The organism is Amycolatopsis lurida (assembly GCF_900105055.1).
Lineage (GTDB): Bacteria > Actinomycetota > Actinomycetes > Mycobacteriales > Pseudonocardiaceae > Amycolatopsis > Amycolatopsis lurida.
This window is the reverse complement of the sequence record NZ_FNTA01000004.1, coordinates 454,674-469,123: the sequence shown is the minus strand read 5'-3', so window position 1 is coordinate 469,123 and position 14,450 is coordinate 454,674. Positions and strand designations below refer to the sequence as shown.

Annotated in this window: 7 protein-coding genes; 5 read left to right on the top strand and 2 right to left on the bottom strand. The window is 70.3% G+C overall.

The window, feature by feature from the left end:
• The first annotated feature begins 30 nt into the window (after positions 1 to 30).
• On the top strand, positions 31 to 789 hold the full coding sequence (locus BLW75_RS07305) for an SDR family NAD(P)-dependent oxidoreductase (protein ID WP_034307063.1): 759 nt from the start codon (positions 31 to 33) through the stop codon (positions 787 to 789).
• 143 nt (positions 790 to 932) lie between these two features.
• Here BLW75_RS07305 and BLW75_RS07300 read toward each other — a convergent pair whose 3' ends face one another.
• Positions 933 to 2,417, bottom strand: a complete 1,485-nt coding sequence (locus tag BLW75_RS07300) for a helix-turn-helix domain-containing protein (RefSeq protein WP_091597033.1) — start codon at positions 2,415 to 2,417, stop codon at positions 933 to 935.
• A gap of 358 nt (positions 2,418 to 2,775) precedes the next feature.
• Positions 2,776 to 4,206 carry a beta-propeller fold lactonase family protein gene (locus tag BLW75_RS07295; protein WP_034307060.1) on the bottom strand — a complete coding sequence of 477 codons (1,431 nt, stop codon included), beginning with the start codon at positions 4,204 to 4,206 and terminating at the stop codon, positions 2,776 to 2,778.
• Between the two features lie 243 nt (positions 4,207 to 4,449).
• Here BLW75_RS07295 and BLW75_RS07290 point away from each other — a divergent pair, with 243 nt between their 5' ends.
• The 4 genes from BLW75_RS07290 to BLW75_RS07275 are packed head-to-tail and all read left to right on the top strand — an operon-like array spanning position 4,450 to position 14,438.
• Positions 4,450 to 5,607 (top strand): MFS transporter, encoded by a 1,158-nt coding sequence (locus BLW75_RS07290; protein WP_241783328.1) that lies wholly within the window; start codon positions 4,450 to 4,452, stop codon positions 5,605 to 5,607.
• A 10-nt stretch (positions 5,608 to 5,617) separates the two neighbouring features.
• A complete protein-coding gene (locus BLW75_RS07285; protein WP_034307057.1) occupies positions 5,618 to 7,336 on the top strand; it encodes a fatty acyl-AMP ligase in 1,719 nt (572 codons plus the stop codon).
• Positions 7,333 to 13,482 (top strand): type I polyketide synthase, encoded by a 6,150-nt coding sequence (locus BLW75_RS07280; protein ID WP_034307054.1) that lies wholly within the window; start codon positions 7,333 to 7,335, stop codon positions 13,480 to 13,482. The genes BLW75_RS07285 and BLW75_RS07280 overlap by 4 nt, the downstream gene beginning before the upstream one ends.
• On the top strand, positions 13,479 to 14,438 hold the full coding sequence (locus tag BLW75_RS07275) for an alpha/beta hydrolase (protein WP_034307052.1): 960 nt from the start codon (positions 13,479 to 13,481) through the stop codon (positions 14,436 to 14,438). Before BLW75_RS07280 ends, BLW75_RS07275 begins: the two co-directional genes overlap by 4 nt.
• Positions 14,439 to 14,450: the final 12 nt, after the last annotated feature.

Sequence of the window (14,450 nt, the reverse complement as noted above, 5' to 3'; positions counted from 1 at the left end):
TCCCGCCCGGTAAGGCAGAAGGAGCAAGACATGTCCGGAATCGCGGGCAGATCCGTCATCGTCACCGGCGGTGCAAGTGGCATCGGCGAGGCCGCAGTGCGGCTTTTCGCGGAGAACGGCGCCAAGGTCACCATCGCCGACCGCACGGAGGACGCGGGGGAAGCCCTGGCGAAGGAATTGAAGGGGCAGGGTCGCGAGGTCCAGTTCGTCGCCACGGACGTGACCGACGAGGACCAGGTGAAGGCGATGGTCGACGCCGCCGTGTCCGCCTACGGCAGGCTCGACGGCGCGTTCAACAACGCGGGCGTCCCGAACACGGGCAAACTGCTCACCGACATCGACCGCGCGGACTTCGACCGGATCTTCGCCATCAATGTCACCGGGCCCTTCCTGTGCATGAAGCACGAGATCCCGGCGATGCTCGAAACCGGCGGGGGTTCGATCGTCAACACCGCTTCCGTCGGGGCGTTCATCTACATCCCGAAGGCCGCGGAGTACACCGCGTCGAAGCACGCGCTGATGGGGCTCACCAAGGCGGCCGCGGCCGAATATGGCGAGCGTGGCATCCGTGTCAACGCGATCGGTCCTTCGACGTCCATGACGCCGATGTACCTGGAGTACATCAAGCTCAACCCGGACTACGTGAAGACGGTCGAGGCGACGCACGCGTTGCGCCGAGGCAGCGAGCCGGTCGAACAGGCGCAGGCCGCGATGTGGCTGCTCTCCGACGCGGCGTCCTACGTCACCGGAGTGACGCTCGCGGTGGACGGCGGCTACACGCTCTACTGAGTGAAATGGCTCGTGAGTGGCGATTCGGGCTCTGCATCCAACGGTCACCGGCGCCCTTCCAGATCCGTGAAGGACTCCTTGAGGGACCCAGAGTCCCTCAAGGAGTCCTTCACGGACACCCCGGTCCCGACCCTCACAGCGGGTCAGTCGATGCGCAGTGCCCGTATCCGGTTGTAGAGCGTCGAGCGGCTGACACCCAGTGCGGTCGCCGCTTTTTGCTTGTTTCCGCCCGCGGCCTGGATCGCGGCCACGATGACTTCGCGTTCGGCTTCGCGTAGCGGCGAATCGGGCGACGGTCTCCCGCGATACGACTCGGGAAGATCCGAGGGGAGGATGTCGCCCGCGGAGCGCACCTCGGCGATCGCCTGCACGACCCGCCGCAATTCGGACAGGTTTCCGGGCCAGGGTTGCGCGGTCAGCACGCTCAAGGTGTCGGCGGTGAGACGGGTACGGCCCTTCCCCACGGCGTCGTCCAGCATCCGCTGGGCGAGCCCGGGGATCTCGTGTCGGCGCCGTCGCAGAGGCAGCAGATTCCGGCGCGCCGCACACAGCCCGGCCAGTGGCGCCCGCAGGCCGTCCGGAGTCGAGACCACGACGACCTCGCGCCGGGTGTCGCGCAGCCGCTGGACCAGCAGCGCGGTCGTCCGCTCGGACAGCAATTGGGCGTTCTCCACGATCACGGCCTGTCCCGGGGTTCCGAGTACGTCGTCCATGGTGGTGGCCCATGCTTGCTCGCCTTGCCGCACGATTTCGGCGGCGTCCAGTGTCCTCGGCTCGTGGCTGGTGGCCTCATTCGCCGCGGTGGTGCGTCCACTGCCCGGCTCGCCGACGACAAGGAGCGGCCAACCCGGTTCGCGGTCGCGGTTGTGCCGGTGCGCGGGGGCGTCGGCGATGAGGTCAACGAGCACACCGTGCCCCCCGTCGATAGGGGCACAGCGCACCGCGACGGCACGGCCGGAAGCCAGGTTGAGGCGCTGTGTCTCACCGGGACGCGACGGTGCCTGTTCGGCACAGGCCCGGACGGCCACGTGATCAGCGGGTTGCAGCAGGTCCAGTGCGGCTGGGGTGGCCAGCACCAGACCCTCGCCGAGCACGATCACCGGGCGGTCGCGCCGGCGCGCGGCCCGTTGGAACGCGGTCAGTAGCAGGCGCTGGGCATTGGGGGAGGCCAATTGCAGGCGGTCCTCGATGTCACGGACCATCCGCTGGACGAGTGGCGGGAAGAGCCGGTCGTCCTCTCCGGACGGCCTGCCGATCCCGAGCACCCCTTCGAGCCTGCGGGTGATCGGATGGACGATCGGGTGCCCGTAACAAGTGAACGTGTGGAAGGACGCCAGTGAATGCTCGGGGCCGCGAACGAGCAGTCCACGCCTCGTCTCCACCGGTGTACCCACCGCGTTGACCCCGATCTCGTCTTCGCCGAACGAGACGCCCGGCGTGATTCCGAGCTCCTCGATGGTCCGATGGAACGACCGGTTCGCCGAGCGCACGCCGACGACCTTGGCCGTGTGATCGGCCAGGACCAGCGCGACGGGGGAACCGTCGAGTTCGGCGGCGAATCGCTCGAGGACAGGTTCGGCCGCGCGGCTCAGTGGGGTGGTGTCGTGCGGTGCCGTCCGGTCTGTCATCGCGACTCCTTCGGCACGGTCGACAGAAAAGCAAGCGTTAAATATATAATGCCTTTAAGTTACGGAAGTAGTCACGATCGAGGGAGGGACAAACCCGTCCCTCCCGGACGTGGTTGCGCTTTGTCACACTGGCCTGAACGGACTCGACAGGTGTGGTTCCCCGTCCAGGTGAGGAGTTCTCTCATGAGCGCCCGCTGGGTGGACTTGCGGCTATCGCGTCCTCTCGGGCGGTCTCGGCTCTGGCTTCTCTGCCTCGGAATCCTCGCCATGTGGTCCTCCAGGGGGCGCTGCCTTCCGGCAGACGGATGCGGCCCACCGTCCGATATGGACGGTGGGCCGCCGTGTCTGTCCGGAAGAGCTATGGAGCGGTGACGCTCGCGGTCGCCCGTGGTCCGCCGTTGCAGCTGACGGTCTGTCCGGTGAAGACCGCCTTCGTCGAGCAGCCTTCATCGTCGGTCACGGTGACCCGCACGGTCCGCGGACCGGAGCCGGTGAAGGTGTGCGCGACCTCGGGCTCCGTGGTGGTCGAAGTCTGACCGTCACTGAAGTCCCAGTCGTAGCGAACGATCCTTCCGTCCGGGTCGGACGACGCCGCCGCGGAGAAGAAGCCGGTGCCGCCCTGAGCGGACACCACGCGCACGGACGCGGTCGGCCCCTGGTCCGGGGTGAGCACGGCGGACGGGCCGTCGTTCATCAGTACGCCCGTGTTCGTGGCGGGCAGCCCGGTCGGTGCCAGGCCACCGTTCTCGCCGATGGTGTAGCTGTGCACCCGCGAAGTCACCCCGGGGGAGAAGACGTCGGCGAGGAACAGCACCTTCCCGTCCGGGCTCAGAACCGTGCGGCCCGGCATGCCGTCCGGAGCGTCGAAAGGCGAACCCGGCAGCGAGGTGAGCGCGCCGTCCGCGCCGATCCGGAATCCTTCGACCGCGCCACTGCCCGCGGTGGGCACGTACAGACGGCCGCTGTCGGCGGTGATCGCCGCACCGTGCGGGAGATCCCCGGTCGGGTACGGGCCACCCGGGGTCGGAGTGAGCGCGCCGTCCGCGCCGATCGCGAACCCGATCATGCTGGCGCCCTGTTCGTTGCTGATGTACAGGAACCTGCCGTCGGGGGTGACCGCGGGCAGCGCCGGGACGTTGCCCGTGGGGTACTGGCCGATCAGCGTGAGACGACCGTCCGGCGCGACCGCGAAACTGGTCACCTTGGACAGCAGGGTGCTGGTGACGAACAGAAACCGGCCGTCCGGGGTGAGTGCGGGCAGGCTGAGCGCGCTGTCGCCGGGAACCGCCGCCGGGGGCGCGGTCGTCTTCGTGAGGGTGCCGGACGCGGCGACGTCGTAGGAACGGACCTCGTTCTCACCGCCGCCCATGGTCGCGAACAGTCGCGAGCCGTCGGGGGTGAGGGCGAGGCCGACGACGGCGGCGCCGGTACCGACCTTGCCGCCGGGAATCGCGGTGAGCTTGCCATCGGAGCCGATCCGGTATCCGGTGATCGACGAGCCGGTCAGGCTGGCGACGTAGGCCTTCTTGCCGTCGGGGGTGACGACGATCGAAAAGCCGGCGGACGCGGAGAACGGCGATCCGGAGACCTTCGAAAGCGTGCCGTCCTTGGCGACACCATGTACCGCGACGTTCTGGGAAAGCAGACCGCCCACGAGCAGGAACCTGCCCGGGGTGGCGGTGGCGGCGTACGCCGGTGACGACGCCAGGAGGCCACCGGCGAGGAGCGACAGGACAGCCGTCAGACCGGCCGCCGCGCGACGGGGGCGGAGAAGAGGGTTTCTGGACATGAGCGCGTGAAACCTCCGTGTTGTGAACTTCTCGACGTTGAGCCAGATCAGCGGAGCGGGGCTCGCTTCGAAGTAAAGGAGCTTTGACCGCTGGTGACTGTCCAAGAAGTTGGACAGCCGGTAATGGGTCCGCTCCTTACCGTCGTAGCGGGGAAAGCGCCGCCCGACTCGACGAAGAGTGGAGTGGAAATGGCAATCTGCCGCCAGGATGACCAAATAATCCACTGTGGACGGACTGCGTCCGTGCTCGCGCTGATCGTCACGGTCGCTTTCCTGGTCGCGGTGGACAACACGATCGTCGCGGCGGCCGCCGGTTCCATCGTGGCGGATCTCGGCACCGGAATCGGGTTGGTGCCGTGGCTGGGACTGGGCTACGCGCTGCCCTTCGCCACGCTGCTGGTGTTCGCCGGACCGGTGATCGATCGGTTCGGCGCGCGGATGGTACTGCGGTGGGGCGGCGCCGGATTCACGCTCGGGGCCTTTCTCGCCGCGACGGCTCGGGCGAGCGCCCCGCTGATGGCGGGCCGGGTGGTGCAGGGTGTGGCGGCCGCGGCGATCGTGCCCGCCACGTTGACCCTCCTCCGGTCGGCCCTTCCACCCGCTCGCCGGACCACCGGGGCGGCCGGATGGCTGGCGGCACTGGCCTGCGGTCTGGCCGGTGGGCCGGTCCTCGGCGGGGCATTGAGTCAGTACCTGCACTGGCGGTGGGTGTTCTGGGCGGTGCTGGCCTGCGCCGTGGTCGTGCTGCTGCTCTCCGGAGCGGCGCCAGCCGGGCTGGGGGAGAGGGCTCCACGGCTGCGCCGGGCTCTGCCGGAGCTGATGCGACACCGGGCTTTGACCGGATCCCTGCTGCTGCAGGCGTTCTGGGGGGTCGGCGTCACCGGCGTCGCGTTCTTCACGCCGTTGGCGTACGGGGAGCTGTTCGGCGTCGGGCCAGGGGCCGCCGCCCTGCCGCTGGTGATCGTGGCGCTGGCGCTGATCGCGGCTACACCCTTCGTCGGACGAGCGGTGAACAGGCTGGGCGCCGGTGCGCCGGTCGCAGGTGGACTCGCCATGGTGACCGTCGGCCTGGGGACGCTCGCGGTCCTCGGGAACGAGCCAGAGATCGTCCCGAGACTCGTCTCGCTCGCGCTGGTCGGGTTCGGTTCCGCCTTCACCGCCCCGCTGGCGACACAGGTACTGGAAGTCGCCCCGTCCCAGCTGGCGGGCACCGCCGCCGGGCTGCTGTCCGCGTCACGGGAACTGTCGGGCGCCGTCGGTGTCGGCTTGTCCGGGGCGCTGGTCGCGATCGGCCCGCTCGTCGACGGCTACACCCGCGCACTCGCTCTTTCCGCGGTTCTGACCGCCGTGGCCGCGTTGCTGGCCACGCGCCTGCTCCTTCCCCGCACACCGACGAAGTGAGGAAGATTCGATGATCTCGGTCGCAGCCGTTTCGACGGCCATCGCCCCGTTGCCAGGGCAGCTCGCGGCGTGTGCCGCTTTGGACGGCGACGCCGTGGCCCTCACGTTCCTGGACCACCGGCGGCATCCCGCCGGGCGCGCGATTTCGCTGACCTGGCGCCGGCTCGACGACCGGGCCACCGACATCGCGGTCTGGCTGCGTACGAGGGTGGGCGCCGGGGAACCGGTGGCGATCATGGCGGATCAGAGTCCCGGGTACGTCACGGCGTTCCTGGGAATCCTGCGCGCGGGCGCGGTGGCGGTGCCGCTCTTCGGCCCGGATCTGCCGGGCCACGGAGACCGGCTCGCCGCCGTGCTCGCCGATTGCGCGCCCCGCCTGGTGCTGACCGGGGCGGACGAGAGCGGGCAGGTCCGGGCCTTTCTCGACGAGCGGGGGATGAACGACGTCGCCGTCCACGCGGTGGAGGAAATTCCGGACGCGCGTGGGGAAACCGCGGCGGTCGCCCTGACCCCCGACGACGTCGCGTACCTGCAATACACCTCGGGCTCCACCGGCACCCCGCGCGGCGTGGTCATCACGCACGGGAACGTCGTCGCCAACGCGCGGCAGGCCTGCGCGGCCTACGGGGTCAGCAGCGGGCAAGGCGTCACGGTGAGCTGGCTGCCGCTCTTCCACGACATGGGGCTGATACTGTCGGTCGCCGGGCCGCTGGTGAGCGGGGTCCGCACCGTCCTGATGCGACCGCTGGCGTTCCTGGAACAGCCGCTGCGATGGCTACAGGCGCTGTCGGACAACCCCGGTGCGGTGACCGCGGCACCCGGCTTCGCCTATGCCTACGCCGCCGCGCGGGTCCGCGGGCCGGAAAAAGCGTTGTTGCGGCTGGACACCGTTCTCGCCCTGGTCGATGGGAGCGAGCCCGTACGCCCCGCCGCGATCGAGCGCTTCCGGGAGGCGTTCGCGGAGTGCGGGCTCAGACCCGAGGCCCACCGTCCGTCCTATGGGCTTGCCGAGGCCACGGTGTACGTCTCGGCGAGCACGGCGGGTTCGGTGGCGCGAGGACGGCGGTTCGACCGGGCGGCGCTGGCAGGCGGAAAGCTCACCGAAACAGCGGAAGGCGGTGTCGAACTCGTCTCCTGTGGACGGTCGATAGACCAGCGGGTGCTGGTGGTCGATCCGGGCACCGAGCGGGAGGTACCCGACGGGACGGTGGGCGAGATCTGGGTGAACGGGCCCAACGTCGGGCGTGGCTACTGGAACCGGCCGGTGGAGACCGCCGCCGTGTTCGGCGCGCGGCTGGCCGACCGGCCCGGCCTCGGCCGCTGGCTGCGCACCGGCGATCTGGGCGCACGGCATGAGGGGGAGTTGTACGTGACCGGGCGGATCAAGGATCTGATCATCGTGGACGGACGCAACCATTACCCGCAGGACGTCGAGGACACCGTCGAAGGCGCACACGACGCCGTCCGGCCGCGCAATAGTGTCGCGTTCGCCGTGAACACCCCGGGCGGTGAACGCGCGGTCGTCCTCGCCGAGCGCAACCGCCGGATCGAGCCGGGTGCCGTGGACACTCTGCGGTTCGCCGCGACCGTGCGTGCCGCGGTCGCCCGGCGGCACGGGCTCGCCTTGCAGGACGTGCGGCTCGTCGAGCCGGACACGTTGCCCCGCACCTCCAGCGGGAAGATCGCCCGGTCGGCTTGCCGTGACCGGTACCTGGCGGAGTTCGCATGACCCCCGCCGAGCTCACCGCCTGGCTGGTCACCCGCCTGTCGGAACTGACGTCGCTGCCGCCCGGCCTGATCGAGGTGGACCGGCCGCTGCGCGATCTGGGCGTCTCGTCGCGTGACGCCGTCGGTGTCGCAGGCGAACTCGGTGACGTCCTGGGCAGGCCTGTCGCTCCGGATCTGGTCTACCGGCACCCGAGCGTCACCGAACTGGTCGCCGCGCTGCTCGCACCCCATCCCCAGGGCACCAGGACCGGTCCCGCCGTCGAGGCGGAGCCGATCGCAGTCATCGGTGTCGGCTGCCGCCTGCCGGGTGGGATCGACTCTCCCGCCGGGTTCTGGGAGTTGCTGACCGACGGACGAGACGTCATCGGTCCTCGGCCTCCCGGCCGTGAAGGACCCGACGAACCGGGCGGCTATCTCGACGACGTCGCCGGCTTCGACGCGGAGTTCTTCGGTGTCACCGCCCACGAGGCAGAGGCGATGGATCCGCAGCAGCGGATCATGGCGGAGGTCGCCTGGGCGGCTCTGGAGCACGCGGGTATCGCCCCGGGCGGGCTTCGGGGCAGCCGGACGGGGGTCTTCGCGGGTGTCTCGGCCGCCGAGTACGGGGCGTTGAGCATGGCCGACCCCGGACGGGTCGACGCCTGGTCGGGCACCGGGGCGTCGGCCGCGATCGTGGCCAACCGCCTGTCCTACTTGCTGGACCTGAGAGGTCCCTCGGTGGTCGTGGACACGGCATGCTCCTCGTCGCTGGTCGCGGTACACCACGCTTTGGCGAGCCTGCAACGCGGAGAATGTGACCTCGCGCTGGCCGGTGGGGTGAACCTCTTGCTCAGCGAAGGTCCCTTCACCACTTTCCGGCTTGCCGGGCTGCTCGCCGCCGACTCACGCTGCAAGGCCTTCGACGCCTCGGCCGACGGGATCGTGCGCGGCGAAGGATGCGGGGTGGTCGTCCTGCGGCGGCTCGCGGACGCCCGGTCGGCGGGCGACCGGATCCTGGCGGTCCTGCGTGGCAGCGCGGTCAATTCCGACGGCCGGTCCAACGGACTGATGGCCCCCAATCCCGCGGCACAGGCCGATCTTTTGCGCGAAGCCTATTCCGTGGCAGCGGTCGATTCGTCCACTGTGGACTATGTGGAGGCGCATGGCACCGGGACCCTGCTGGGCGACCCGATCGAAGCGGGTGCGCTCCGGGCGGCACTCGGTTCCGGGAGGACCTCGGAAAACCCGCTACTACTGGGATCGGTGAAGACAAACCTGGGACATCTGGAAGGGGCGGCGGGGATTGCGGGGCTGATCAAGGTCGTCCTCGCCCTCGATCACGGCCTCGTCCCGGCTGTCCTGCACTTCCGGGAACCCAATCCGCACATCGCTTTCGACGGCCTCAGTGTGGTCAGCACACCCACACCGTGGCCGCGCTATTCGGGCCGTGCGCGCGCCGGGGTCTCCGCGTTCGGCTTCGGGGGGACCAACGCCCACGTCGTGGTGGAGGAGTGGCCCAAGGCACCTGCTCCCGCAGCCGTAGACGAGCGCCGGACCGAACTCTTCGCCGTGTCCGGTGCGGATTCCGGCCGGCTCGCCACCCAGGCCGCCGATCTCGCGGACTGGCTCGAAGAACGATCCGACGTATCCCTGCCGTCGGTGGCCGCGGCCTTGGCGCGGCGGCGTGACCACGGCCGTGTCCGCGGCGTCGTGCGCGCGGCCGACCGTGCCGCCGCCGTCGCCGGGCTGCGGGCGATCGCGCGCGGTGATGCCGCGCCGGAGGTGAACACGGATCTCGTCCGTGCCGAAGCGGCCGCGCCCGTGTTCGTCTTCTCCGGATTCGGGGCGTCCTGGACCGGCGTGGGGACACGGCTGGCTGCCGCCGAACCCGATTTCGCCGCCGCCGTGGCCGACCTGGACCCCGTGTTCACCGAGGTATGCGGTTTCTCGTTGCGCGACGCGCTGGAAGGTGACGACGGCGATCTCCAGGTGGCGCAACCGGCGTTGTTCGGTGTGCAGGTCGCTCTCGCACGGTACTGGGAAAGCCGTGGAGTACACCCGGCCGCCGTGGTGGGGCATTCGGTGGGGGAGGTCGCCGCCGCGGTCGTGGCGGGAGCGCTGGAGGTCCAGCAGGGACTGCTGGTGGTCCGCGCACGTGCGCGGCTTCTCGCCGGGCTGGACATCGCGAACGCGGGCGCGATGGCGGTGGTCGAACTGTCGGCGTCCGAAGTGGACGCTCGTTTTCCCGGCCTGGAGGTCGCGGTGTACGCGTCGCCCGGCCAGTGCACCGTCGCCGGGCCCGCGCCGGCTGTCGACCGCGTCGTGGCCTGGGCGTCGGCTGAAGGACGGTTCGCCCGTCGCCTGCCCATCGGTGCGGCCGCGCATACCGCGGCCGTCGAGCCGGGGTTACGGCGATTCCGCGACGCTGTCGGGGCGGTGACGTCGTCGGCGCCCTCGGTCCGGGTGTTCTCGAGCGTCCCCGAAGACCCGGTGACGGAGCCGAAATTCGACCTCGACCACTGGACGGCCAATCTGCGGCGTCCGGTGCGCTTCGCACAGGCTTTGCAGGCCGCCAGGGATCACGGACATACGGTCTTCCTGGAGATCGCGCCGCATCCGGTGACCTTGACCGCCATCGAGGACACCTGCGGCCCGGACACTCTGGCGTTGGCGAGCACCAGCCGCGACGCCGACGGCTTCATGCCCGCGCTCGCGGGATTGCACGCCGCCGGGCACCCCGGGGCGCTACGCGGGCACTATCCGGAGGCGCCGGTCCTCGACCTACCCGGGCCACGTTGGCGACACACCCGGTACTGGCGAGCCACGACGGCGTTTCCGGCCAGGCATCCGCTGCTCGGCGCACACGTCGAGGTGCCGGAGGACGGCCGTCACCTGTGGCAGGCGGAGATCTCGGCCGAACGTCTCCCGTGGCTCGCCGACCATGCCCTGGAGGACGTCCCTGTCTTCCCTGCCACCGGCTACCTGGAACTGGCTTTGGCCGCAGGCGGAAAGGCCGTCCGCGAGCTGACCCTGGAGGCCCTCCTGCACCTAGCAGCTCCGGTCACGGTCACCTCGAGCTTGACCGGTGACGAGTTCACAGTGGTGGCACGTTCGGTCGGCGAATGGGTCACCCACGCCCGGGCCACGGTCGTGGACGACGACACGGCCGCCCCTCCACCGCTGTCGAGGGTCGAGGGACCGGACATCGACCTGTACAGCCGTTTCGCCGACGCCGGCCACGCGTATGGACCGGCTTTCCGTGCACTCCACGGTGTGCACGCGGCTAGCGGAGCCGCGTCCGCCCGCCTGACGTTGCCCGACGAGGCGACACGGCATCCGGCATACGCACTGCATCCCGCGCTCGCCGACGCCTGCCTCCACGTCCTCGCCGCGGCCGCGGCGAGTTCCGGGGCCGCCCCCGGACGGTACGTGCCCACCGTCCTCGGCTCGGTCCGACTACTCGGCGATCCCTCACGCGGCACCTGGTGCGCGGCCGAGGTCACCGGATCCACCCCGGACGGCATCACCGGCACCGTCCAGTTGCTGGCCGACGACGACACCGTGCTGGTCGAATTCGCGCGAGTCCGGGCTTCGCGATTGAAGACGCCGGTCACCGCGCTGGAACCGCGCTGGGAGCCTGTTCCGTTGCCGCAGAAAGCATCCGGTCCGAAAACCTGGGCACTGATGTCCGAAGTGGACGAATCGGCACTGGCCACCGCTCTCGCCGAAGCGGGGGACAGAGTGCACACCGACCCCTCCCGCCCGGCCGACGCGGTGGTACTGGTCGCCGGAGAGGCCACCGACCCGGACGCTGCCCAGCGACAGGTGCTCCGAGTGGCAACGCTGGTGCGGAAACTGGCCGATCGGCCCGAACTGCCACGCCTGTGGCTCGTCACGAGAGGAGCGCACGCCGTGCTGCCGGGGGAGCCCGGTCGCCCCGGTCTCGCTTCGCTCCGCGCGGTCATCCGGGTGCTCGCCTTCGAACATCCCGGGCTGCGCGCGACACAGGTGGACCTGGACCGGATGGATTCGCTGGTCGCCGAACTCCGCGCGGATCAGCCGGAGGACGAGGTCGCCTGGCGCGAAGGCCGCCGCTTCGCCGCGAAACTGACTCGAACCGTCCCGGCGGCGGGCACGGTCCCGGTCGGACCTGGCGCCTACGTGATCACCGGCGGCCTGGGCGAACTCGGCCTGCTGATCGCCCGGTGGCTGGCGGACCACGGCGCGACCCGGCTGGTCCTCAACAGCAGGACCGGACCCGCCCCCGGTGTGCTCGACGGTCTGCGTGCTCGAGGGGCGCACGTCGACGTCGTGCTCGGCGACCTGGCCGAATCCGGGGTGGCCGAGCGGCTCGTCGAACGTGCGCAGGAGGGGGGCGTTCGCCTGCGGGGTGTGGTGCACGGCGCGGGCTTGCTCGCGGACCGCGTCCTGACCGAGCTGGACGCGGACGACCTGGCCCGCGCCTGGCGGCCCAAGGTCCTCGGCGGCCTGCGGCTGCACGAAGCCACGAAGGACGTCGAACTGGACTGGTGGCTCGCGCAGTCCTCGCTGGCCGGGTTGGTCGGTTCGCCCGGTCAGACCGCGCACGCCACCGCCAACGCCTGGCTGGACGCGCTGGTGGCATTCCGCCGGGCCGCCGGGCTGCCCGCGACCACCGTCAACTGGGCCGCGTGGACCCGTGACGGTGCCGAAGAGCGGCTCAACGCGGGACTGGCGTCGATCGATCCCGCCTCCGCCTTGAACGCGCTCGGCGCGGTCCTCGCCGACGGCCGTCCGGCGTTCGGCCTGTTGGACAGCGACCCGAACGCCGTCGCCGACGCCTTCCCAGCGTTGGCGGACCGGCCGTTCCTGGCCGGACTCGTCTCCCGCTCGGCGCCGACCGGGAGAAGCGGCACCGTCCAAGAACGGCTGCTCGCCTGCATCGCCGACGTCCTGGGGATTTCTCCACCGGATCCACGGACACCGCTGCTCGAACTGGGGCTCGACTCGTTGACCGCCTTGCGGTTGCGCACGGCGGTGCTGCGGGAGTTCGGAACCCAGCCGTCCACCGCTCTGCTCCTACGCGGGGCGGGAACGTCCGAGATCGCCGCCGCCATCGCCGCGGACCTCGGCATCGAGGCTGGCGCCGCTCCTGTCGTCGTCGGAGCCCGCGACCACGCGGAACGCTGGATCTCGTCGCTGTGGCGTGACGTCCTGGAGGTGCCCGAAGTCGGCGTGCACGACGACTTCGGGGGCACAGCCGTGGCCGCAGGGCGGCTGCGCGAGGCCGTCACTCGCCGCCTCGGCACCGAACCTGCCGGCCTGTTCGACATCCCCACCGTGGCCGGCATGGCCGATGTCGTCCGCGACCTGCTCGACGCCTCTCCTGAAGGCACCGTCCGTACTCTGCGAGACGGGGACGGCCCGCCACTGCACCTGTTCCATCCGGCGGGCGGGGCCACGAGCGTGTACCAGCCCCTCGTGGCCGCGCTCGGCCGTCCGTGCCTCGGCTACGAGCGGATCGACCACCTCGACTCCGTCGAAGAGAAAGCCGCGCACTACGCCGACCTGATCATCGCCCGGCAACCGGACGGCCCCTGCGCGCTGGCGGGCTGGTCCTTCGGGGGCTACCTCGCCTACGAAGTCGCCCGGGTGCTCACCGAACGAGGCAGGCTGGTCGGGCCGGTGGTGCTCATCGACTCGATCCTCCCGCTGCCCGGGCCGGACACCGCGCCGCTCGACCGGTTCCTCCGCTTCACCGAACACATCGAGCGCACCTACGGCGTCCCGCTCGGACTGTCCCACGACGAACTCGCCGCCGTCGGGGAGGACGACCGGATCGGGCTCGTGCTCGACCGTGTCCGCACCGCAGTGCCCGGGATCGGCGAGGGCGTCCTGCTTCATCAGCGAACGTCCTCTGTGGACGCACTGCTGGCCGAGCGGTACACCCCGCGCCCGTGGTACGGAACGGTTGTGCTACTCCGCGCGGATCAGCCGCATCCGCTGACCACGATGCTGGATCCACGGTACCTGCGGACCGACGAAGCTCTCGGCTGGGACGCGCTGTGCCCGCGGTTGCGGGTTGTACGGGTGCCCGGCGACCACGTCTCGATGATCGACCCGCCACACGTCACAGCGCTCGCGGCCGCCTTGTCCGCCGAACTCGACTTCCCGGAGGACTCCCGATGAGACGGCTGTTCAGGATCGCGACCATTGTGCTCGTCGTCGCCGCGGGCGTGACGATCCCGCCCGCGGCGGGCGAAGGTGCCCGCGTCGTCGGCGAGGTCCGGATCGACGAGCGGACAACGGATCTCGCGATCGACTCGCCCTCGCTGGGCACCACCGCCATGGTCAGGGTGCTGGTCCCGTCGAACTACACCGCCCGGCCCGAACGCTCGTTCCCGCAACTGTGGTTGCTGCACGGCTGTTGCGCGGATCAGGACACCGTGCCGACACCGGACTATCTCGGCTGGGCCGCGCACACCGACGTCGAAGAGTTCACCGCGGACAAGGACGTCGTGGTGGTGATGCCCGCCGGTGGGTACGCGGCGTTCTACTCCGCGTGGCGCTCCGGGAAACCGGACTGGGAAACGTTCCACACGACCGAAGTCCGGCAACTGATCGAAAGCAGATTCCGGGTCAACCAGACCCGTGCGGTGGCCGGCCTGTCCACCGGCGGTTACGGCGCGATGGCCTACGCCTTCCGCCACAAGGGAATGTTCGCCGCGGCCGCGTCCTACAGCGGCCTTCCCAACACACTGCTGCCCACCGCGGCCCAGTTGATCCAGCTGATCCTCGTCCGTCAGGGCCACGGGCCCGAGGACCTGTGGGGTTCGCAGTGGTGGGATCACGCCGCCTGGAGCGCGCGCAACCCCTTCGATCACGTCGACGACCTGCGAGGCACCGCCCTGTACGTCTCTTCGGGTAACGGACGCCAAGCGGGAAACCCATGGTCGACCGATCCCATCGAGGCCGCCGCGTCGGCGTCGTCTCGCACTTTCACCGACCGGCTCCGGCTTCACGGGATCCCGGTGACTGTCGACTACTACGGCGACGGTACGCACAGCTGGCCTTACTGGGAGCGAGAGCTGCACACCTCATGGCCGTTCCTCGCCGCCGCGCTGAAGCTGGCCGAGAGGCAATAGATCATATATTGT

Coding starts and splice junctions, on each gene's coding strand:
- BLW75_RS07305 (WP_034307063.1), top strand. CDS start 31: ATGTCCGGAATCGCGGGCAGATCCGTCATCGTCACCGGCGGTGCAAGT.
- BLW75_RS07300 (WP_091597033.1), bottom strand. CDS start 2,417: ATGACAGACCGGACGGCACCGCACGACACCACCCCACTGAGCCGCGCG.
- BLW75_RS07295 (WP_034307060.1), bottom strand. CDS start 4,206: ATGTCCAGAAACCCTCTTCTCCGCCCCCGTCGCGCGGCGGCCGGTCTG.
- BLW75_RS07285 (WP_034307057.1), top strand. CDS start 5,618: ATGATCTCGGTCGCAGCCGTTTCGACGGCCATCGCCCCGTTGCCAGGG.
- BLW75_RS07280 (WP_034307054.1), top strand. CDS start 7,333: ATGACCCCCGCCGAGCTCACCGCCTGGCTGGTCACCCGCCTGTCGGAA.
- BLW75_RS07275 (WP_034307052.1), top strand. CDS start 13,479: ATGAGACGGCTGTTCAGGATCGCGACCATTGTGCTCGTCGTCGCCGCG.